Raw genomic sequence first — 19,234 nt, forward strand, 5'->3', positions numbered from 1 at the left:
GCACAGAGGTTCATGGCTAAGATTGCACTCAAGGTAGATGTTGATACCTTACGCGGCACCAAAGAAGGCGTCCCTAATCTAGCGCGTACGCTCGAACGCTTTGGGATCAAAGCTACCTTTCTATTTAGCCTGGGGCCGGACCATACTGGCTGGGCCCTCAAGCGAGTCTTTAGGCCGGGCTTTCTAAAGAAGGTAAGCCGTACTTCTGTTGTTGAACACTACGGCATTAAGACTTTGCTCTATGGAGTCCTGTTGCCCGGTCCAGATATTGGCAAACAAGCCGCTACCGAGATGCGTGCGATTGATGCTGCTGGCCACGAAACTGGAATTCATACTTGGGATCATGTAGCTTGGCAAGATGCCGTACGCAATCGTGATGCCCAATGGACTAAAGTGCAGATGCAAAAAAGCTGGGATCGTTTTGTGGAAATCTTTGGCCATCCACCAATGACTTATGGTGCAGCTGGCTGGCAAATGAATGAAGCTGCTTTTGAGCAACTTGATCTATGGGGTATTAAGTACTCTTCCGACGGCAGAGCAGAACCGAATTTAATGCCTTATCGCTTTGAACTACCCTCTGGCAAAGCGAAGCATGTGCAGTACCCCACCACTTTACCCACTTTTGATGAGTTGATTGGTATTGATGATGCAGATGAGTTTGGCGCCGTGAAGAAGCTGCTTCAAATTACCCAAAGCAATCCGAATGATCAAGTATTTACTCTGCACGCAGAGCTTGAAGGTCAAAAACTACTCCCTGCCTTTGAGCAATTGCTTGCTGGGTGGCTCAACCAAGGTCATGACCTTGTCACAATGGGTGAACTGCATCAATCCTGGGAAGCTACAAAGCAACTCGATAAAATAGCTGTACAGCCGGTAACTTGGGGAGAAATCCCCAACCGAAGTGGCGACCTCATTTTGCAAGCCGTCTAATTAACACTAGAGCAACCAAACTCAAACATAAGCAGTAAAGAAAATTAAACAAGAGAGACCATCATGACAGTAGAAATCGGTAAGCCAATGCCACAGTGCGCAATCCCAGCAACATCAGGATTGACTTTCACACCAGATTCCGCCAAAGGTAAAAAGCTGGTGATTTACTTTTACCCAAAAGACATGACTCCAGGTTGCACGGCTGAGTCTGGCGAATTCCGGGACAACATTGATGCCTTCACCAAAGCCAATACCTTGATCGTTGGTGTATCACGAGACAGCCTTAAATCTCACGATAATTTCCGCAGCAAACTTGAGCTGCCATTTGAGCTTGTTGCTGATACCGAAGAAACCCTATGCCAGCTCTTTGGTGTAATGAAGATGAAGAATATGTACGGCAAACAGGTTCGTGGCGTAGAGCGCAGTACCTTTCTCTTTGACTCCTCAGGCAATCTCGTAAAAGAGTGGCGCGGCCTGAAGGTTCCGGGACATGTGACAGAGGTATTACAAGCAGCTCAAGACACTAAATAATTTTTAAATTAATTTAATCCGAGGTACTTGCAAAGCCCAAAATTTGGGGTAAAGTTGTTCATATGCACCGTAAACGACGGGAAAGTCTAACAATCCGTTTGACTCATCAGCCTGAATATTTAAGAACAGGCTCGGTAAACAACCCCCGCCGTTTTTCTGATCGTTTTACACCCAGTTTCGTTATAGACCGTCAATGCAATCCGCTTGACGGTTTTTTCTTTTAGGAGAGTCTGCATGCCATTGCCCCCAATCCCAACTCAAATTGCTGGCCAAGTCAAAATTAGTAGCAAGGACACTCCCAATTTAAAGAAGCGTCCCGCACCAGCAAAAACTGTTGTGATGGAAAGTCATGCTCCAGATTGGACCTCAGATGCAGAAGAGGATCTATCTGCAGCTGAAGTTGCACTTGAGAAAATTAAAAGCGATCGCCGACCAGTTGCACCTCGTCATGAGCGCAGCGAGAACAAGTTAGCTAGCGTTCCAGAAAAACCAAAACGAATTATTCGTACTGGGCCTCCAAGTTTATTTGTCCTTGATACCAATGTATTAATGCATGACCCCAGCTCCCTCTTCCGCTTCTCCGAGCATGATCTTTTCTTACCAATGACTACCCTGGAAGAATTGGATAACCACAAGAAGGGTATGACTGAGGTTGCCCGTAACGCCCGTACCGTCAGCCGCTCTTTAGATCAATTGGTTGCAGGGACTAGTGGCACATTGGATGAAGGTATTCCGCTGAATAAACTCGGCAACCAGGATGTCTCTGGCAGACTGTTTTTCCAAACAAAACTGACAACTCAAGAATTACCCGAGGGATTACCTGAGGGCAAAGGTGATAACCTAATCCTCGCAGTTGTGAGTGAGCTCCAAAAGACACGTAAAGATCAAGAAGTAGTTTTGGTATCTAAAGATATCAATATGCGCATTAAGGCCCGCGCTCTTGGTTTGCCTGCTGAAGACTATTTCAATGATCAAGTGCTTGAAGATCGTGACTTGATGTATTCGGGCGTTATGGCATTACCAGCAGACTTTTGGCCAAAGCATGGCAAAGATATGGAAAGCTGGGCTGACGGTAAATCCGGAACAATGTTTTATCGCGTAACCGGACCCTCAGTTCCGAGCATGTTAGTCAACGAGTTTGTCTATCAAGAAAATCCAGATGGCTCCACTCCTTTCTACGCTCAGGTAAAAGAAATCAATGGCAAGACCGCCCTCCTCCAAACACTGAGAGACTTCTCTCACCAAAAAAATAATGTGTGGAGCGTCACTGCGCGCAATCGCGAGCAAAACTTTGCCATGAATTTACTGATGAACCCGGATGTGGATTTCATCACCTTATTAGGTCAAGCGGGTACTGGTAAAACCCTGCTGGCCTTAGCCGCCGGCTTGGAGCAAGTGCTCGATAGCAAGCGCTATAACGAAATCATCATTACTCGCGCTACAGTTCCTGTTGGCGAAGATATCGGATTTTTACCAGGCACCGAAGAAGAAAAGATGCAGCCTTGGATGGGTGCATTTGATGACAACTTGGAGGTATTGCAACGCAATGAAGATGGAGGCGCCGGTGAATGGGGTCGCGCTGCCACTCAGGAACTGATTCGTTCACGCATTAAGGTGAAAAGCATGAACTTCATGCGCGGTAGAACCTTTGTGAGCAAGTTTGTGATTATTGATGAAGCCCAAAACTTAACACCAAAACAAATGAAAACTCTGGTCACTCGTGCGGGCCCAGGAACAAAGATTATCTGCTTGGGTAATATTGCCCAAATCGATACACCGTACTTAACCGAAGGATCTTCCGGCCTTACTTATGTAGTGGATCGCTTCAAAGGCTGGCGTCATGGCGGACACGTGACTCTTGCTCGTGGTGAGCGTTCACGTCTTGCGGATCATGCTGCTGACGCACTCTAAAGAAACTCTCTCATGCCGCACTCTAATGGGGTGCGGCATTTTTATTTGCATCCTCACAATGCTGTCGGGTTGCAGTAGCTTTAGCTCGAAAAATAATACAGCTAAAGTTTCTCAGTTCAAACAAGATACGAGTGTAGGTACAGAGGATATTTCTATTGCAGCAGTAGGTTTGGTGGGCGTGCCTTATCGCTATGGCGGCAACAACCCAAAGGGTGGATTTGATTGCAGCGGACTCATTGCCTATGTCTACAGTAAATCAGCCAATATCAAGCTACCGCGGACTATCCAAGAGATGAGTAATCAAGGTCAAAGTGTAGATAACGGCCCTCCTGCGCCAGGGGATCTCGTATTTTTCAATACCACCGGTGCCAAGTATTCACATGCTGGAATTTATGTAGGACAAGGCAGGTTTGTTCACGCCCCAAGCGCTGGAGGAACCGTACGCTTGGAGTACATCACTACACCCTACTGGGCTGCCAGGTTTACTGAGGCCAGAAGGTTGACGCCTTAATTATTAGCCTTTCAGCTGATAGCATTAATACCGTATTCCCAAAACACTAAATTTTGTTTACATTTCGAAATAGAACAATTGGTTCGTTAGATTACTCATTTGGGAGTTGCTGATATGAAGAAAATGATTATTGCATTAAGCATTGCACTCAGTGTTGCAATTCCGTCTGTTGCTTTTGCAGATCAGGCTGCTTGTGAAGCTAAGGCGGTTAGCAAAGATGGTAAGCCGCTGTATGGTGCAGCTAAAGACGCATCTATTAAGAAATGTATGGGTGATGCTAAGCCCAATGATTGTGAGGCTAAAGCTGTCAGCAAAGATGGCAAGCCACTGTATGGCGCTGCTAAAGCCGCATCCATTAAGAAATGTGAAGGCGGAAAGTAAATACCTTTCGCATCAAGTTAAAAAGCCTCGCAATGCGAGGCTTTTTTATTCCTTATTGCTTTTGAATTAGAACGGCTCGTATCCACCAGATGAATAGCCAACCGATCCCACAGCCAAGTTATCGAACTTGGTATACGGACCTTGCCAGCTAACACGCACAGTACCAATTGGTCCATTACGCTGCTTACCAATAATAATCTCAGCTATACCCTTATCCTGAGTTGTATCTGGGTGGTACACCTCATCACGATAGATGAACATAATTAAGTCAGCATCTTGCTCGATTGCACCTGACTCACGCAAATCAGACATGATCGGGCGCTTATTAGGGCGCTGCTCTAGACCACGGTTTAACTGCGACAAGGCAACTACTGGGCACTGCAATTCTTTTGCAAGAGATTTAAGTGAGCGTGAGATTTCGGAAATCTCTGTTGCACGGTTCTCAGAACCAGAGCCACTCATCAACTGCAAGTAATCAATAACTACAAGGCCGAGTGTTCCACCAAAATTACGAGCAATACGGCGTGCACGCGCACGCAACTCTAAACTGGAAAGTGCACCAGTCTCATCAATCAAAATTTGGGTATTACTCAAACGGGCAATGGCATCAGTAACGCGTGGCCACTCATCATCTTGAAGCTTTCCGGTGCGCATGCGACTTTGGTCAACGCGCCCTACCGAACCCAGTAAACGAGCTGCCAGTTGCTCACCTGACATCTCCATAGAGAATATAACGACCGGTAAACCTTCTGCCAAGGCAACATTTTCGGCGATGTTTAACGCCATCGCGGTTTTCCCCATTGACGGTCTTCCAGCAATAATAACTAGGTCGCCTTTTTGCAGGCCACTAGTTTGCTTATCTAGATCAATGAAGCCAGTTGCTATACCAGTGATATCACTTCCGCCTTGACGGTTGTAGAGCTCATCAATACGAGCGACAACGGTTTTAAGTAATGGCTCAATTTCGAGATAATCAGCCTTGCGATTACCCTCTTCACCAATTTGCAGAATGCGTGATTCCGCTTCATCCAAGAGCGTTCTCACTGAACGGCCTTCTGGAACAAATGCAGAATTCACAATATTGTCGGATACCTCAATGAGGCGACGCAGAATACTGCGATCACGAACAATGTCGGCATAGCCTTTGATGTTTGCTGCACTTGGCGTACTTTGCGCCAATGAATTCAGGTAATCAATTCCAACTAAGTCACCTCCCTGCTCAGACTTAACAGCCTCATGAACAGTAATGACGTCAGCAGGATGATTGTCGCCAACTAAACGCTGAATGACCTTGTAGATCAGAGCATGTTCAGGGCGATAAAAATCTTTATCAGTTAAGACACCACCTAGACGATCCCAGGCTGTGTTATCGATCAGTAGACCGCCGAGCAAAGATTGCTCGGCCTCTACAGAATGCGGCGGTACTTTTAAAGCCTGCAAGGCTGCATCCCCAGAACCCATCATGCCAGGATTTGACATAAGGGAGCGTGAGCGGGATTCAGCCATGAGGCTAGCTTACAGATCTAAAACTTACGCTTGCTCGCCAACTACACGGATAGTGATGTCAGCCACTACATCGGTATGAACAGCTACCGCTACAGGGTGATCACCAACCATCTTCAACGGGCCAGTAGGCATACGTACAGAAGCTTTTTCAATCGCAAAGCCTTTGGCTTTCAATGCATCAGCGATGTCATGGTTGGTTACAGAACCAAACAAACGACCGTCAACACCAGCTTTTTGACCGATTTCGAGAACCAAGTCTTTGAGCTTTACGCCAACTGCTTCAGCAGCAGCTAATTTCTCAGCAGCCAATTTTTCCAACTCAGCGCGACGAACTGCAAAATCAGCGATGGCTGTTTCAGTTGCACGACGAGCTTTACGTTGTGGGATTAGGAAATTACGAGCGTAACCGTCTTTAACGCGAACGATGTCACCGAGGTTGCCCAGGTTAATTACTTTTTCTAAAAGAATGATTTGCATTGAGGGCTCCCAATTATTTCTTGTGTTGATCGGAGAATGGCAACAAAGCCAAATAACGAGCACGCTTGATAGCAGTGTCTAACTGACGCTGATATTTCGCTTTTGTGCCTGTCAAACGTGCAGGAGTGATCTTGGCGTTTTCGCCAATGAAGTCCTTCAATGTGTCTACATCTTTGTAGTCAATCTGTTCTACGCCAGCAACAGTGAAACGGCAATAACGCTTACGCTTGAACAATGGGTTCTGAGCTGGTTTCTTTTTGAAATCGGGTTTCTTTCCAAACGCCATGATGATTTCCTCTTTAATTTTTCAATTGAATATGGGTAATGTGGAAAACAAGTCTTTGATTACGTAGAGTCTTGGGTGCTAAGAATCCCTCAAACACTGCCTCGGCTCCTAAATCCATTTGCTCTAAGCCCTTTTGTATCGGACCAATTGCTATGGCTTCAACACTCATCTGAATTTTCCTAGCGTTTCCTACCTCGTTTACTTCGCCGCTATGTTCTAGCTGGCAATGCATCACCGGTATTCCTGCAGGTGTAAATCGAATCGCGTCTTTAGATACCAAGAATGCAGTTAGGGTGAAATGATTCAACGCCGCTCCGTCACTCTGATACGTTTTCTAGTCTCTGTATTCCTCTTCAAATTTCTAACTTAAACCGCTGCTACTGGAGCGTCGGATTGAGCTGATTTGCGCGCTTCTTCACGTTGCACTTCTTTCATCATGATGGAAGGCTCTGTTTCAGCTTTCTTAGTCTTGATGATGAGGTGGCGCAAAACAGCATCGTTAAATTTGAATGCGTGCTCGAGCTCGTCCAGAGTTTTCTGGTCGCACTCAATATTCATACAAACGTAATGGGCTTTAGCAAGTTTGTCGATCATGTAAGCCATCTGACGACGACCCCAATCTTCCATACGATGAATTTTGCCGCCAGCAGCAGCTAAAGTCGCTTTGTAGCGATCGATCATCGCAGGCACTTGCTCGCTTTGGTCCGGATGGACGATAAAGACGATTTCATAATGACGCATCTAACACTCCTTAAGGATAAAGTCACCTGGGCGTCTTGCTAACTTCCGATGGTTTTAAAGTTAGCGCCAGTGTGACAAGGTAGTAACAAATTGTAGGTAAAACTAACTACAGGTATTTACAGCTTTTAAAGCCCTCACCTAATCTCAGGCAAGTCCGCTATTCTAGCAAAAAAATCCTGCCAAGTCAGGGGTTTACCAGCTTTATTTGCCTGCTTTGCTGCATTTAAAGCCAATTGCAACGCGATTCTGGCTCTAGGCGCAGTTAAAGCCCCTGAAGCCCGGCATCCAGGTGGGTCCACTTCCGGAATGTTTCGCAAAGTGGCCCCAGCACCCGTCCTGGTTGTTCTTACCAAAGCAATGCCTTGAGCCATAGCCTGATCCAAAGGATTCACCCAGTCATCATGAAAGCCACCATGCCCCGTGCCAGCAATTACAAGGCCTTTGACAGCACTGCTTAGCCACTGAGTGATCGTTTCTGGACGTGCGCCTGCATGACTAGTCAAGATTTCAACCCAAGGCCACTCACCCTCTTGCGGAATCGGTAAATCCTCATTCCACGCTGCCTCTACTGCTTTGACACCAGATAGCCAGGATGGATTAATCAAGCCCACTGAGCTTGATGGTGCATTTTGTAATGGGGCATTTAGGGCGGTGGCGTGGCGCTTAGCCAAATCGATGGCCATGCATCCACGTCCATCCATTACGGCATAAATGCCACCAGGGCAGTTATCAATGGATGTTGAGGCCCAGCGTAAGGCGTCAAGCAAATTGGAGGGGCCATCGGCTCCAGGTGCATTGCTTGGCAGCATTGCTCCAGTCAGAATAACCCTCTTAGACTGAGTATGAGCTAACTTTCCACAGGTAGCCTGCAAAAATAAGCCCGTCTCTTCAATCGTATCTGTACCGTGGGTAATCACAATCCCCTTGACGGCGGCATCGAGCAAAGCATCCTTGACGGCTAGCCCGAGACTGGTGAGATGGGCATCGGTCAAATTGCGGCTATTGATATTGGCGACCTGGCGCGATACCAGTTTGACCCCCTCGGGTACTACCGACTGAACATGCGCTACCAATGCATCAACCCCCACTTGGCCCGCTTGGTATTGAAGAGGGTTTTCTTCTGGGTTTGGCGCAAGACCTGCAATAGTGCCACCCATACCCAAGATCAGGATATGGGGTGTATTTTCAGAAACGTTCGAAATTGAGCTCATTTCTCCATTATCCGCCTCCAAATAGCTTGAATATTCAAATAGTGCTGTATACAATCCCAGTATGGACATAAATACAGTCGATTTTCCAGAGGAGCTGACTGCCCTCCCTAAACTCACCTCACGTCAAAGTGAGATCTTGGATTTAATTACCAAGGCCATTGATGAAGGCGGCTCTCCCCCGACCCGCGCTGAAATCGCCGCGCAGCTGGGTTTTGCATCCGCTAATGCAGCTGAAGAGCATTTACGCGCATTGGCAAAAAAAGGGTATATCGAACTGACACCGGGAACATCTCGCGGTATTCGTATTCCACAACGCTTTAACCAGACTCACAATCCAAATAAATATCGTCAGATGTCTTTGCCCTCTGGTGCGCTTCAACAACTTACACTGCCACTCATTGGTCGTGTTGCTGCAGGCTCTCCGATCACTGCTATCGAGCATATTGAGAAACAAGTACCGATTGATCCAAGCTTGTTTAGTAAGGGTGCAGATTATCTATTAAAAGTAGTTGGCATGAGTATGCGCGATGCTGGCATTCTGGATGGTGACTATCTTGCTGTAAGAAAAACTTCCGAAGTTCGCAATGGCGATATCGTAGTAGCGCGCTTAGATGATGAAGTCACAGTAAAGCGTTGGAACCAAAAGAAAACTGCAGATGGCATGGTGATTGAGTTGCAAGCCGAAAATCCAGACTTCAAAAATATCTTAGTGGATAGACGTCAACCGAACTTCGCCGTAGAAGGCCAGGCTGTTGGCCTCATTAGGGCTGGCGGTCTATAGGACTTGCCTCATAAAGCAAAAGGCCTCGTTTAGAGGCCTTTTTTTATTCTTTATTTTTTGCTTGGAGCAACTACGTTTGCATTCTTAGGGGATGCAGTAATGGTGATGATGGTCTTTGGCCCAGTAAATGGACCTTCATTTAATTCGATGGTTGATGTGCGGTCACCTTTAGTAAAAACCAAAATACTGGTTTTTGATTTCACAGCACTGATAGTTGTCCAACCAACTTTTGGATATTCGGCCTGAAAGAAGGCGTAGATATCGGTTGGTGTTTGCACGCCAGATAAAACTACACGACCCACCCAGTTATCACCACGACCAATGATTAAAGAATCCGAGCCAATAATTTTGGACGCCGCAGGCAATGGCATATCACCTAAGAGTTGCGTCTGAATTTCTTGCACTTCATTTGGCGTACCTGTTGGAGAATCGCCTGAGGATGCGCAGGCCGCCAAGAGCGCAGACAGCGCTAATGCTGTTGTGATTTTTTGAAGTCGTTTCAGTTGAATCATATTCTTGCCCTGGTAATCAATCTAAATTACTGGAGGCGCGTGAGGGAATCGAACCCCCGTACGAAGCTTTGCAGGCTCCTGCCTAACCACTCGGCCAACGCGCCATATGCTTGAATCAAAAATGGGAAGCTTTTTAGGGCTTCCCATCGAACTTGGAGCGGGAAAGGAGGTTCGAACTCCCGACCTATACCTTGGCAAGGTATCGCTCTACCAGCTGAGCTATTCCCGCATAACAGGGCAGTAGTTTAACAAACAATTTCCAAGAAGGCATTATTTGTCATTCGAACCTAAAAGCTATAAGCAATGAAGCTTAACAAAAGCCTTAATCCATCAGGCTTTGCAGTCTTTATTTCGATTTCTCAACCAGCTGCGGCAATGCCTTTTTCATGTAATAGAACATCGACCAAAGCGTCAAAAAGGATGCAATCCAGATTAACCAAGTACCTACTTGAGCGCAATTCAACCACCCAAATAGAGTGTCATTCAATAATAAAAAAGGAATTGCAATGAGTTGGGTGGTAGTTTTTAACTTGCCGACCATGTGTACAGCAACACTTTTTCCAGCACCCAGGAGTGCCATCCACTCTCTTAAAGCTGAGATAGTAATTTCACGACCAATAATGATTAAGGCCACCCAAACCTGGACTCGATCCATATTGAGTAGAACAAGCAATGAAGCAGCAACAATCAACTTGTCAGCTACTGGGTCTAGAAACTGACCAAATGCTGATTCTTGCTTCATGCGTCTGGCCAAAAATCCATCAAGCCAATCGGTGGCGGCTGCAAAAACAAAAATCACGGTAGCAGTGAGATTTTTATCAAAAGGAGTTAACCAGCTATTGGGCAAATAAAAGACTGCGACGACGAGCGGGATTGCGGCAACGCGCAACCAGGTCAGGGCAATAGGCAGATTAAAGGGCATAACTCAAGCATAAACCAATGTGAGCGCACATGGAAATCAATGTAACTGCCTGTAAATTTTCTCGGCTAATGCAGTGGATATTCCCTCGACGCTGGAGAGCTCTTCAATAGTGGCATTGGAAACACCACGCAAACCCCCAAAACGAGCAAGTAATTTTTGACGGCGCTTTGCACCAATTCCTTCAATCTCCTCTAACTGAGAAACCGTCCTCGCTTTGGAACGCTTTGCTCGCATCCCGGTGATAGCAAAGCGATGTGCCTCATCACGTATCTGGGCTACCAATAACAGAGCAGCACTATCAATACCAAGTTCAAGAGACTTGCGCCCATCCGCAAAAATCAAGGTCTCCAAGCCCACCTTACGCCCCTCACCTTTAGCGACGCCCACGATCAAGCTAATATCCATACCAAATTCAGAGAGAACTTGTCTTGCCATCTCAACCTGGCCTTTGCCACCATCAATCAAAATTACTTGCGGCACCTTCTCAATGGGGAGCTCTTGAAAGTTGGCATAACGGCGTTGCAAGACCTGACGCATCGCTGCATAGTCATCACCAGGGGTGATGTCATTAATATTAAAGCGACGATATTCACTGGGTTGCATTGCATTTTTGGAATACACCACACAAGAAGCTTGCGTAGCTTCACCAGAGGTGTGGCTAATGTCAAAACACTCAATACGCAACTGTTCAAGACTTTCTAACTCCAAAGCCAAGACATCAGCCAACGCTCGAGCTCTTGCTAATTGCCCGCCAGTCTCTACTAAACGCTTCGCTATCGCAATCTTAGCATTGCCCTCGGCCATCGCCAACCAATGCCGTCTCTGGCCCTGTGGCTGATGAAGAAAAGTAATGCGCTTACCAGCTTGTGCATTAAGTAAGTCATGCAAACCTTCAGGGGCTGATTGCTCAGACATATCTACAGCGCTTTCTTCTGGCGCTGCAATGTCGTCAACCAACTTTCTCAGGGGGTAATTCAGAATCAGTACAGGTGGAATTAAATTGGTTGTCGCCTCTCCATCACTAACCTTCTCCTCCAAATAATGTTGAGCAATAAATGCTTCGAGAATTTCAGTTGGTGGCGGCAGTTCTCCAGACGTTGAGCGTAGGCCCTTAGGGAAGTAGGCGCGATCACCCAAATGGCGACCACCCCGAATCATTGCCAAATTGACGCAAACTACACCCTCCATTTGAGCGACAGCAATCACATCCACATCGCCCTCACCATCAGCAACCATATCCATAGATTGCTGCTGCAAGACACTGGAGAGATCAGCGATTCGGTCTCTCAAGACTGCAGCCATTTCAAATTCCATGGCATCGCTATAAACGTGCATTTTCTTTTCAAGTTCGGAAAGGACGCGACTATGATCACCCTCCAAAAAACGAGTTGCCTGCGCTACATCCTGACCATATTGCTCGGCATTCAGACGGCCAACACAAGGTGCGCTACAACGATGAATTTGATGCAATAAACAAGGGCGACTTCGGTTTTTAAATACAGAGTCTTCGCAAGTTCTCAGACGAAAGACTTTCTGCAAAATCTGCACGCTATTACGCACCGCCCATGAATTTGGGAATGGCCCAAAGTAGTGATTACGCTTATCCGTTTTTCCCCGATAAGAGGCTAAGCGAGGAAATTGATGCCCCGTCAACATAACGTAGGGGTAGGACTTATCATCTCGAAAGAGAATATTGAATGGAGGGGCGAGCTCCTTAATCAGATTGTTCTCTAGAATTAAGGCTTCAGTTTCTGAGCGTGTTACTGTTGTTTCGTAGCGGGCAATTTTTCCCACCATCAGCTCTATGCGTGGTGAAAGTTGAGTTCGCTGAAAGTAGCTTGATACACGCTTTTTGAGGTTGCGCGCCTTACCGACATACAGAATATGTCCCGCCTCATCAAAGAAGCGATACACCCCCGGCAATCCGGGTAGCCGTTTAACATCCTGCTGAAGGGTTTCAAAAAGCGAATTGCTCATGCGTTGGGATATTTTCTGTCAAATCGTAGACAACTATGGTGATGCCGGTGTTTGCTGGCGCCTAGCAAGAAGCTTAACAAGTCTTCATGGCCAAGACGTGCGTATTTTCTGTGACGATCTGCCAACCCTTAATTTACTCGCTTCTGGTGTGGACCCTGAAATCAAGCGCCGCCTTGACATTCAGCCATGGGAAGCAAGTCATCAAAATAGCCGTCATCCGGTAGAAACACCAGACGTGGTAATTGAGGCATTTGGGTGCGATCTTCCTGAGCGCTACCTAGCGGGCCTGCTGATTGCCCCTAAAAAACCACTCATCATCAATTTAGAGTATTTGAGTGCGGAGCCTTGGATTGTGGACTTTCATCAGAAAGCATCCCCGCAGGCACATGGAATCCCAAAATACTTTTTCTTTCCTGGGTTTCAGGAAAATGCCGGCGGCATCTTGATTGACCCCATTCCTGAACAGCCATCCCTCACCAAGCAGCTAATCCCAGAGAGCCTCAAGTCAAGCTGGAAATTGTTACGACCGAAAACCAAATGCATCAGCATCTTTTGCTACCCAGGCGTGCCGCTCTTAAAATGGTTGCAGGATCTAGGGACTCTGGGTGAAAACTTCGATGTTGTATTAACACATGGTCAATTGGAGCAATTGCAGTTCAGCTCAGGTCATCCTAACAAAACACCCTCCTTGCCCAATTCCATTCAATTAATCTCCATTCCATTTGTTTCTCAAGATGAATACGATTGGGTGCTTTCTCAATGCGACTTCAATATTGTTCGAGGTGAAGATTCTTTTGTCCGAGCGCAGTTAGCTGGCAAGCCCTTCATTTGGCACATTTACCCTCAGGAAGATCGAGCTCACGAAATCAAGTTGGCTGCATTTTTAGACCTCTATCTTGAAGATGCGTCACAAGGGCTTAAACACACTGTAATCGCTGCCATGACTTGGGCAATGCCCAGTGAGTGGTACCACTCGATTGATGAATGGGGTGCCCATTCCACCGCTTGGCGAGTAGATTTGCTTGGAAAACAAGCTGATGGTGGCTTAGCTGCCCGTCTAATGGGCTTTGTAGCCTGATCTTAAGCGAAATTCGCCTGCGGGCGGTTACAATCTTGTTTTTGATAAAAACCGCAGAAAAATCAACTCTGCACCCAGGAATAGCAAGATGAAAACAGCACAAGAACTCCGCGTTGGTAACGTAGTCATGATCGGCACTGATGCCATGGTCGTTTTAAAAGCAGAATACAGCCGCTCTGGCCGCAACTCTTCTGTTGTCAAAATGAAATTTAAGAACTTGTTAACTGGTGCGCCTAACGAAGGCGTATACAAAGCAGATGACAAGTTTGATGTGGTGATCTTGGATAAGAAAGATTGCACCTACTCTTATTTCGCAGATCCAATGTATGTATTTATGGATGGTGACTACAACCAGTATGAAGTTGAAGCTGAATTCATGGGTGATGCATTGCATTACCTCGAAGAAAGCATGCCTTGTGAAGTAGTGTTCTATGAAGGCAAAGCACTCTCAGTAGCTATGCCAAACTCTTTGGTTCGTGAAATCATTTACACAGAGCCAGCAGTTAAAGGTGATACCAGCTCAGGCAAGGTATTAAAGACTGCAAAATTAGCTACCGGCTATGAATTGCAAGTTCCATTGTTCTGCAACACTGGCGACAAGATCGAGATTGATACTCGTACTGGTGAATATCGTAGCCGCGCTAACTAATTAGCTCGCTTGATAAGTAAAAGCCCGGCATGCCGGGCTTTTTTATTGCTTCGAATTTTTTACTCACAGACAAGTTCTACCATCTAGGCAATGAGCTTTAATTGCTGGAGTAAGCGTTTAGCGTGTTGGTATTGCGCTTCACCTTGTAGCTCATCCCAAGCAGGAGCAGCGGCAGTTGGCATCAAGCGATTTAATCGGATAGCAGATTCCGCCTGTTTTGCTTTAGAAACTTTCAACTGACTGAGTAATTGATCCGCAAGGTCCGGACGATTACAAATCAAGACAGCATCACACCCTGCCTCAAGCGCCATATCGGCACCCTTCACAACCGAGCCAGCAACGCTCGCACCCTCCATTGAAAGGTCATCACTGAAGATCACGCCTTCAAAGCCTAATTCTTGACGGAGAATGGAGTGGAGCCAAATCTTCGAAAAGCCTGCTGGATTCTTATCTACCTTGGGATAAATCACATGGGCTGGCATTACCGATGTCAGACTCAGATCCAACCACTCATAGGGCTTAGCATCATCATTCAGAATTTGCTTCAAGGGACGCTCATCGACCGGAATGGCCACATGAGAATCCGCTTCTGCCCAGCCATGGCCTGGAAAATGCTTGCCGCAGTTCGCCATACCAGCAAGGCGTAAACCTTCGTTCAGACTCTTAGCCAATGCGAAGGTAATTTGTGGATCACGACTAAATGCACGATCACCAATCACACCGCTACGACCAAAATCAAGATCTAGAACAGGAGTAAAACTAAAGTCCACACCACAAGCTCGCAATTCAGCAGCCAAGACATATCCACACGCAGTAGCAGCCGCCATCGCAATAGCAGCAGATTCAGCGGTATGTTTTGATTTATTCTTAGACCCCCAAAGTTCACCAAGCTTACGCATGGCTGGCAAATGGGTGAAGCCATCAGTTCTGCAGCGCTGAACACGTCCACCCTCATGATCAATCGAAATTAATACATCAGGTCTGAGCTTTTTAATCTCCGCAGTCAACTTGGTAAGCTGCTTGCGGTTAGCAAAGTTTCTGCCAAACAAAATTACCCCGCCAGTCAGCGGATGTAAGATTCGACGACGATCTTCTGCGTTTAACTCAAGCCCAACAACATCTAAAGTAATGGGGCCTGGTTTCATAGTCGACTTACTCATATATTCCTCGGTATATAGATGGTGTATTGCTGTATTTATCTTTGTGTAACGATGACATGGGCAATTGCCATATCCTGCTCATCACTAACGGTGACCTGAGCCTCCCAGTTTTTTTCCTGCATAAATTGCGCAAGTGCACCTAAATAGGAAGTAACCGGTTTGCCACTAGGCTCGTTGAGTGTTTGCAAAGAGCGCCAAGTCATTGGCATTCTCATGCCCAAACCAATTGCTTTGGAGAATGCTTCCTTTGCTGCAAAGCGCGTTGCTAAAAATGCAATACCCCGCTTGTGATTTCTGGCTAACCGATGTTTAAAAACCAACATCTCATCTGGCCCAAGAATTTTTTCAGCCAAGCGTCCATTGGTACGATCGTAAGCAGCTTGAAGCCGCTCGATCTGCAAAATGTCTGTGCCTATACCAATGATCATTTGATTTTTAAATATTAAGCGTTAGCTCTACCCTGATTCATCAGAGCTTTCATGTCGGTAATTGCCTTTTGCCAGCCCTTAAAAAGGGCTTCAGCAACAATAGCATGGCCAATATTGAGTTCAGAGAGCTCCGCAATGGCAGCTACCGGCATCACATTACCCTCATGCAAACCATGGCCTGCATTAACCCTCAGACTAATACCCTTTCCAAACTGAGCGGCTTTTCTGATGCGCTCCAGCTCTTGAGTCTGCTGACTCCCTGAGAGATCAGCATAGCGCCCGGTGTGTAACTCCACTACCGTTGCACCAACATCTTTAGCAGCTTGAATTTGCTTTTCTTCGGGATCAATGAAAAGGGATACCCGAATGCCAGCAGCCTTTAATTGCATCGTAGCGGCTTTGACTGCCTCGAAGTGACCGACAACATCCAGTCCGCCCTCAGTAGTGACCTCTTCACGCTTTTCAGGAACAAGGCACACATCGTGCGGCTGAACCCGGCAAGCGATATCGATCATCTCAGGAGTAACAGCGCACTCCAAGTTCATTCGCGTCTGAATCAATGGGCGCAATGCCATTAAATCAGCATCCTTAATATGGCGACGATCCTCACGCAAATGCAAGGTAATCAAATCGGCACCAGCTTCTTCGGCCAAGCGTGCTGCTTTTAAAGGATCGGGATAGACCGTGCCACGCGCATTGCGTAAAGTGGCGACATGGTCAATATTGATACCAAGCTCAAGTTTTGATTGGGTATTCATTAAGTAAGATTACTAGATTTTCTTCAAGTCAATCAAAATTTGACGTGTTGTAAGCACTTGATCCTGAAGGTGCAAGCCCAACAGGAAGCGCATTAACTGTTTGCTTTCAGAAAGCGTCTCTTGATCAGAAAAGTCTCCTGCTGCAATGGCCAACAAGGATTTGCCGCTTAAGACTGGCCAGTGGCCCGGATCATCACCTTGCGCCGGTCTGACGCCGCGCTCGGGCTGATAAACATATTGCTCATTTGCAATGGGGGCACTATTGGTTTCCACGCAACGATCCAGCGCTGCTGCGTATCCAGTCTCTTGCAAAAGTGTTAACTCGAAAGGTCGCAGAATTTCTTCTAAACCTTTGGATTCAAGTTTAAGATTAGATAAAGCAGAAATAGTATCGGTGTAATGGTCGTAAAGTTTTTCATAGTCATCCTCACGAGCGAGAAACTTGACTAACAACTCATTGAGATAGAAACCACAAAGTAATGCATCGCCCACTAAGGAGGGTGTGCCACCTACCCATTCCGACTTCGTTAAAGTCCGTAGTTCAGACTTACCGCTCCACGAAACCAATAGCGGCTGGAAACGCTGCAAGACCGGACGCAATACTGAGTGTGGACGCTTGGCACCCTTAGCAATTAAGGCCATACGACCATACTGCCGAGTAAAGACATCCAGAATTAAACTCGTTTCCTTGTAAGGAATACTGTGCAATACAAAAGCAGGTTCATCAGCAACACGAATGGAGGCCATGAATAATTACTCTAGTCCTTGCGCCCGTAATTCAGCACGATCATCCGCCCAGCCACGTTTGACCTTGACCCAAGTCTCTAGAAAGACCTTGCCGTCAAAGAGCTTTTCCATATCAATACGTGCATCGGTTGAGATCTTCTTCAATCGCTCACCCTTGGCACCAATAATCATCGCCTTATGGCTATCGCGATCGACCAAGATTGTTGCTGCTATCCGACGCATCTTACCGTCCATCTTGAACTGATCAATGACTACTGTGCTGGTGTAAGGCAATTCCTCGCCAGTAAAACGGAAGACCTTCTCACGCAGGATCTCAGCAGCCAAGAAGCGCTCACTGCGATCGGTGATGGTGTCGCCATCATAGACTGCTGGTGCCTCAGGCAAATAACCCTCGAGTACATCTAATAATCTTTCGACATCCCCAGGACTCTTGGCACTCATCGGCACGATTTCGGCGAACTCACACTTCTGATCTTCATGACCACCTAATTCACACCAAGGGCGAGCCATGTCTTTAATAAAGTTGAGTAGCGCTTGATCCCGCTCAGAGGGAGTCTGAAAGCGACTATTAAATAAATCCAATTTATTTAAAACTAAGACAACGGGTAAATCATCCGGCAGTAATTTCAAGACTTTCTTATCATCTTCACCAAAGTAACCAGCCTCAACTACAAAGCACGCCACATTCACATCTTGTAAAGCGGTAGTTACCGTACGATTCAAGGCCTTGTTGAGGGTATTCATCAAACGAGTCTGAAAGCCTGGCGTATCAATAAATATGAACTGCGCCTCTTCACGATTCTGGATGCCTAGAATACGGTGACGTGTGGTTTGTGCTTTACGCGAAGTAATGCTGATCTTCTGTCCAACCAAAGCATTCAAGAGAGTTGATTTACCCATATTGGGACGGCCAACAATGGCGATAGTGCCGCATCTAAACACGATTAGCCCTTCAGCTTAAGATTTAACTGCTCTTCGGTCGCTACTTTTTTCGCTGCATTCTTTTTAGCTGACCGAGTCTTTTTAGGCTTACCTAATGCCTGTGGCAAGGCTTTGAGTGCGGCTATTAAAGCGATCTTCGCGGCCGCCTGCTCTGCTGCACGTCGAGACGCGCCCTCACCCTTAACTGATACCTTGAGGTTTGGTATTAAACACTCCACCTCAAATTGCTGATTGTGGGCTGCGCCACTGGTGCCAGTAACGTTATAGGTGGGTAATGGCAACTGATAGCTTTGCAAACACTCTTGCAGCAAAGTCTTATCGTCTTTACCTAAGGTCTTGGGATCGACATTTGCCAAAATGATGGAATAGAGTTTGCGTAAACAAGCCTTAGCAGCATCAAATCCGCCATCTAGAAATATTGCGCCAGTAACTGCTTCAAGAGTGTCAGCCAAGATGGATGGGCGACGGAAACCACCGCTCTTCAACTCACCCTCACCTAAACGTAGGTAGTCGGACAGCGATAAAGTTTGTGCAATCTCGTAGAGCGCCTGCTGCTTGACCAAGTTAGCCCGTACGCGAGAAAGATCGCCCTCATCTAGATCTGAGTAACGCTCATAGAGCATTTCGGCGACAACGCAATTAAGAATAGAGTCACCTAAAAACTCAAGGCGCTCATTATTCTTCTTGCTATGACTGCGATGCGTAAGAGCTTGATTGAGTAGCTCTAGTTTTTTAAACGTGTAGCCTAGTTGCGCTTGCAGCGGTGCGGTTTCGATAGCGGCGCGGGCGTTCATG

Annotated in this window: 23 protein-coding genes and 2 tRNA genes; 8 read left to right on the forward strand and 17 right to left on the reverse strand. The window is 46.6% G+C overall.

Annotated elements, in window-relative coordinates; translation table 11 throughout:
* Positions 1-12 precede the first annotated feature (12 nt).
* The 5 genes from FD971_RS07115 (at position 13) to FD971_RS07135 (ending at position 4,264) form a co-directional block, all read left to right on the forward strand.
* Positions 13-930 carry a polysaccharide deacetylase family protein gene (locus FD971_RS07115; RefSeq protein ID WP_215333560.1) on the forward strand — a complete coding sequence of 306 codons (918 nt, stop codon included), beginning with the start codon at positions 13-15 and terminating at the stop codon, positions 928-930.
* A gap of 63 nt (positions 931-993) precedes the next feature.
* Positions 994-1,461 carry a peroxiredoxin gene (locus FD971_RS07120; RefSeq protein ID WP_215333561.1) on the forward strand — a complete coding sequence of 156 codons (468 nt, stop codon included), beginning with the start codon at positions 994-996 and terminating at the stop codon, positions 1,459-1,461.
* 234 nt (positions 1,462-1,695) lie between these two features.
* Entirely contained in the window at positions 1,696-3,372 is a 1,677-nt protein-coding gene (locus tag FD971_RS07125; protein WP_215333562.1) for a PhoH family protein, read from the forward strand.
* Complete coding sequence (locus tag FD971_RS07130) at positions 3,353-3,883, forward strand: C40 family peptidase (protein ID WP_215333563.1); 531 nt, start codon at positions 3,353-3,355, stop codon at positions 3,881-3,883. The genes FD971_RS07125 and FD971_RS07130 overlap by 20 nt, the downstream gene beginning before the upstream one ends.
* A 114-nt stretch (positions 3,884-3,997) precedes the next feature.
* Positions 3,998-4,264, forward strand: a complete 267-nt coding sequence (locus FD971_RS07135; RefSeq protein WP_215333564.1) for a hypothetical protein — start codon at positions 3,998-4,000, stop codon at positions 4,262-4,264.
* A gap of 66 nt (positions 4,265-4,330) precedes the next feature.
* On the opposite strand, the gene dnaB is transcribed toward FD971_RS07135, so the two are convergent.
* From dnaB to FD971_RS07165, 6 genes are all read right to left on the reverse strand, one after another.
* Entirely contained in the window at positions 4,331-5,770 is a 1,440-nt protein-coding gene (gene dnaB / locus FD971_RS07140; RefSeq protein ID WP_371743029.1) for a replicative DNA helicase, read from the reverse strand.
* Positions 5,771-5,794: 24 nt separating this feature from the next.
* Complete coding sequence (gene rplI, locus FD971_RS07145; protein ID WP_215333565.1) at positions 5,795-6,247, reverse strand: 50S ribosomal protein L9; 453 nt, start codon at positions 6,245-6,247, stop codon at positions 5,795-5,797.
* Between the two features lie 13 nt (positions 6,248-6,260).
* Complete coding sequence (gene rpsR, locus FD971_RS07150; RefSeq protein WP_011902267.1) at positions 6,261-6,533, reverse strand: 30S ribosomal protein S18; 273 nt, start codon at positions 6,531-6,533, stop codon at positions 6,261-6,263.
* A gap of 13 nt (positions 6,534-6,546) precedes the next feature.
* Positions 6,547-6,840: a primosomal replication protein N gene (gene priB, locus FD971_RS07155; protein WP_215333566.1), complete on the reverse strand. Its 294-nt coding sequence runs from the start codon at positions 6,838-6,840 to the stop codon at positions 6,547-6,549.
* 59 nt (positions 6,841-6,899) lie between these two features.
* Positions 6,900-7,274, reverse strand: a complete 375-nt coding sequence (rpsF, locus tag FD971_RS07160; protein WP_046330543.1) for a 30S ribosomal protein S6 — start codon at positions 7,272-7,274, stop codon at positions 6,900-6,902.
* Positions 7,275-7,408: 134 nt separating this feature from the next.
* Positions 7,409-8,485 carry an asparaginase gene (locus tag FD971_RS07165; protein WP_215333567.1) on the reverse strand — a complete coding sequence of 359 codons (1,077 nt, stop codon included), beginning with the start codon at positions 8,483-8,485 and terminating at the stop codon, positions 7,409-7,411.
* Between the two features lie 61 nt (positions 8,486-8,546).
* Here FD971_RS07165 and lexA point away from each other — a divergent pair, with 61 nt between their 5' ends.
* Entirely contained in the window at positions 8,547-9,266 is a 720-nt protein-coding gene (gene lexA, locus FD971_RS07170) for a transcriptional repressor LexA (protein WP_215333568.1), read from the forward strand.
* A 50-nt stretch (positions 9,267-9,316) separates the two neighbouring features.
* On the opposite strand, the gene FD971_RS07175 is transcribed toward lexA, so the two are convergent.
* From FD971_RS07175 to uvrC, 5 genes are all read right to left on the reverse strand, one after another.
* Entirely contained in the window at positions 9,317-9,778 is a 462-nt protein-coding gene (locus tag FD971_RS07175; RefSeq protein ID WP_215333569.1) for a hypothetical protein, read from the reverse strand.
* A gap of 30 nt (positions 9,779-9,808) precedes the next feature.
* Positions 9,809-9,882, reverse strand: a tRNA-Cys gene (locus tag FD971_RS07180).
* Between the two features lie 49 nt (positions 9,883-9,931).
* Positions 9,932-10,007: transfer RNA gene (locus FD971_RS07185), tRNA-Gly, on the reverse strand.
* Between the two features lie 117 nt (positions 10,008-10,124).
* Positions 10,125-10,700, reverse strand: coding sequence for a CDP-diacylglycerol--glycerol-3-phosphate 3-phosphatidyltransferase (pgsA, locus tag FD971_RS07190; protein ID WP_215333570.1), 576 nt, complete (start codon positions 10,698-10,700; stop codon positions 10,125-10,127).
* A 36-nt stretch (positions 10,701-10,736) separates the two neighbouring features.
* The gene (uvrC, locus tag FD971_RS07195) at positions 10,737-12,677 is read right to left on the reverse strand and encodes an excinuclease ABC subunit UvrC (RefSeq protein ID WP_215333571.1); all 1,941 of its coding nucleotides are present in this window, start codon (positions 12,675-12,677) and stop codon (positions 10,737-10,739) included.
* Here uvrC and earP point away from each other — a divergent pair.
* The gene (gene earP, locus FD971_RS07200; protein ID WP_215333572.1) at positions 12,676-13,755 is read left to right on the forward strand and encodes an elongation factor P maturation arginine rhamnosyltransferase EarP; all 1,080 of its coding nucleotides are present in this window, start codon (positions 12,676-12,678) and stop codon (positions 13,753-13,755) included. The genes uvrC and earP overlap by 2 nt on opposite strands.
* Positions 13,756-13,843: 88 nt before the next feature.
* Positions 13,844-14,404 carry an elongation factor P gene (efp, locus tag FD971_RS07205; protein WP_215333573.1) on the forward strand — a complete coding sequence of 187 codons (561 nt, stop codon included), beginning with the start codon at positions 13,844-13,846 and terminating at the stop codon, positions 14,402-14,404.
* An 83-nt stretch (positions 14,405-14,487) separates the two neighbouring features.
* On the opposite strand, the gene nagZ is transcribed toward efp, so the two are convergent.
* The 6 genes from nagZ to rnc are packed head-to-tail and all read right to left on the reverse strand — an operon-like array spanning position 14,488 to position 19,233.
* A complete protein-coding gene (gene nagZ / locus FD971_RS07210; RefSeq protein WP_215333574.1) occupies positions 14,488-15,564 on the reverse strand; it encodes a beta-N-acetylhexosaminidase in 1,077 nt (358 codons plus the stop codon).
* 35 nt (positions 15,565-15,599) lie between these two features.
* A complete protein-coding gene (gene acpS, locus FD971_RS07215) occupies positions 15,600-15,992 on the reverse strand; it encodes a holo-ACP synthase (RefSeq protein ID WP_215333575.1) in 393 nt (130 codons plus the stop codon).
* A 14-nt stretch (positions 15,993-16,006) separates the two neighbouring features.
* A complete protein-coding gene (pdxJ, locus tag FD971_RS07220) occupies positions 16,007-16,750 on the reverse strand; it encodes a pyridoxine 5'-phosphate synthase (protein ID WP_215333576.1) in 744 nt (247 codons plus the stop codon).
* A gap of 12 nt (positions 16,751-16,762) precedes the next feature.
* Entirely contained in the window at positions 16,763-17,497 is a 735-nt protein-coding gene (gene recO / locus FD971_RS07225; RefSeq protein WP_215333578.1) for a DNA repair protein RecO, read from the reverse strand.
* Between the two features lie 6 nt (positions 17,498-17,503).
* On the reverse strand, positions 17,504-18,439 hold the full coding sequence (gene era, locus FD971_RS07230) for a GTPase Era (RefSeq protein ID WP_215333580.1): 936 nt from the start codon (positions 18,437-18,439) through the stop codon (positions 17,504-17,506).
* A gap of 2 nt (positions 18,440-18,441) precedes the next feature.
* Positions 18,442-19,233, reverse strand: a complete 792-nt coding sequence (gene rnc / locus FD971_RS07235; protein WP_215333582.1) for a ribonuclease III — start codon at positions 19,231-19,233, stop codon at positions 18,442-18,444.
* Between the last annotated feature and the right edge of the window lies 1 nt (position 19,234).

Source organism: Polynucleobacter sp. AP-Ainpum-60-G11 (genome assembly GCF_018688375.1).
In the GTDB taxonomy this organism is placed as follows: domain Bacteria; phylum Pseudomonadota; class Gammaproteobacteria; order Burkholderiales; family Burkholderiaceae; genus Polynucleobacter.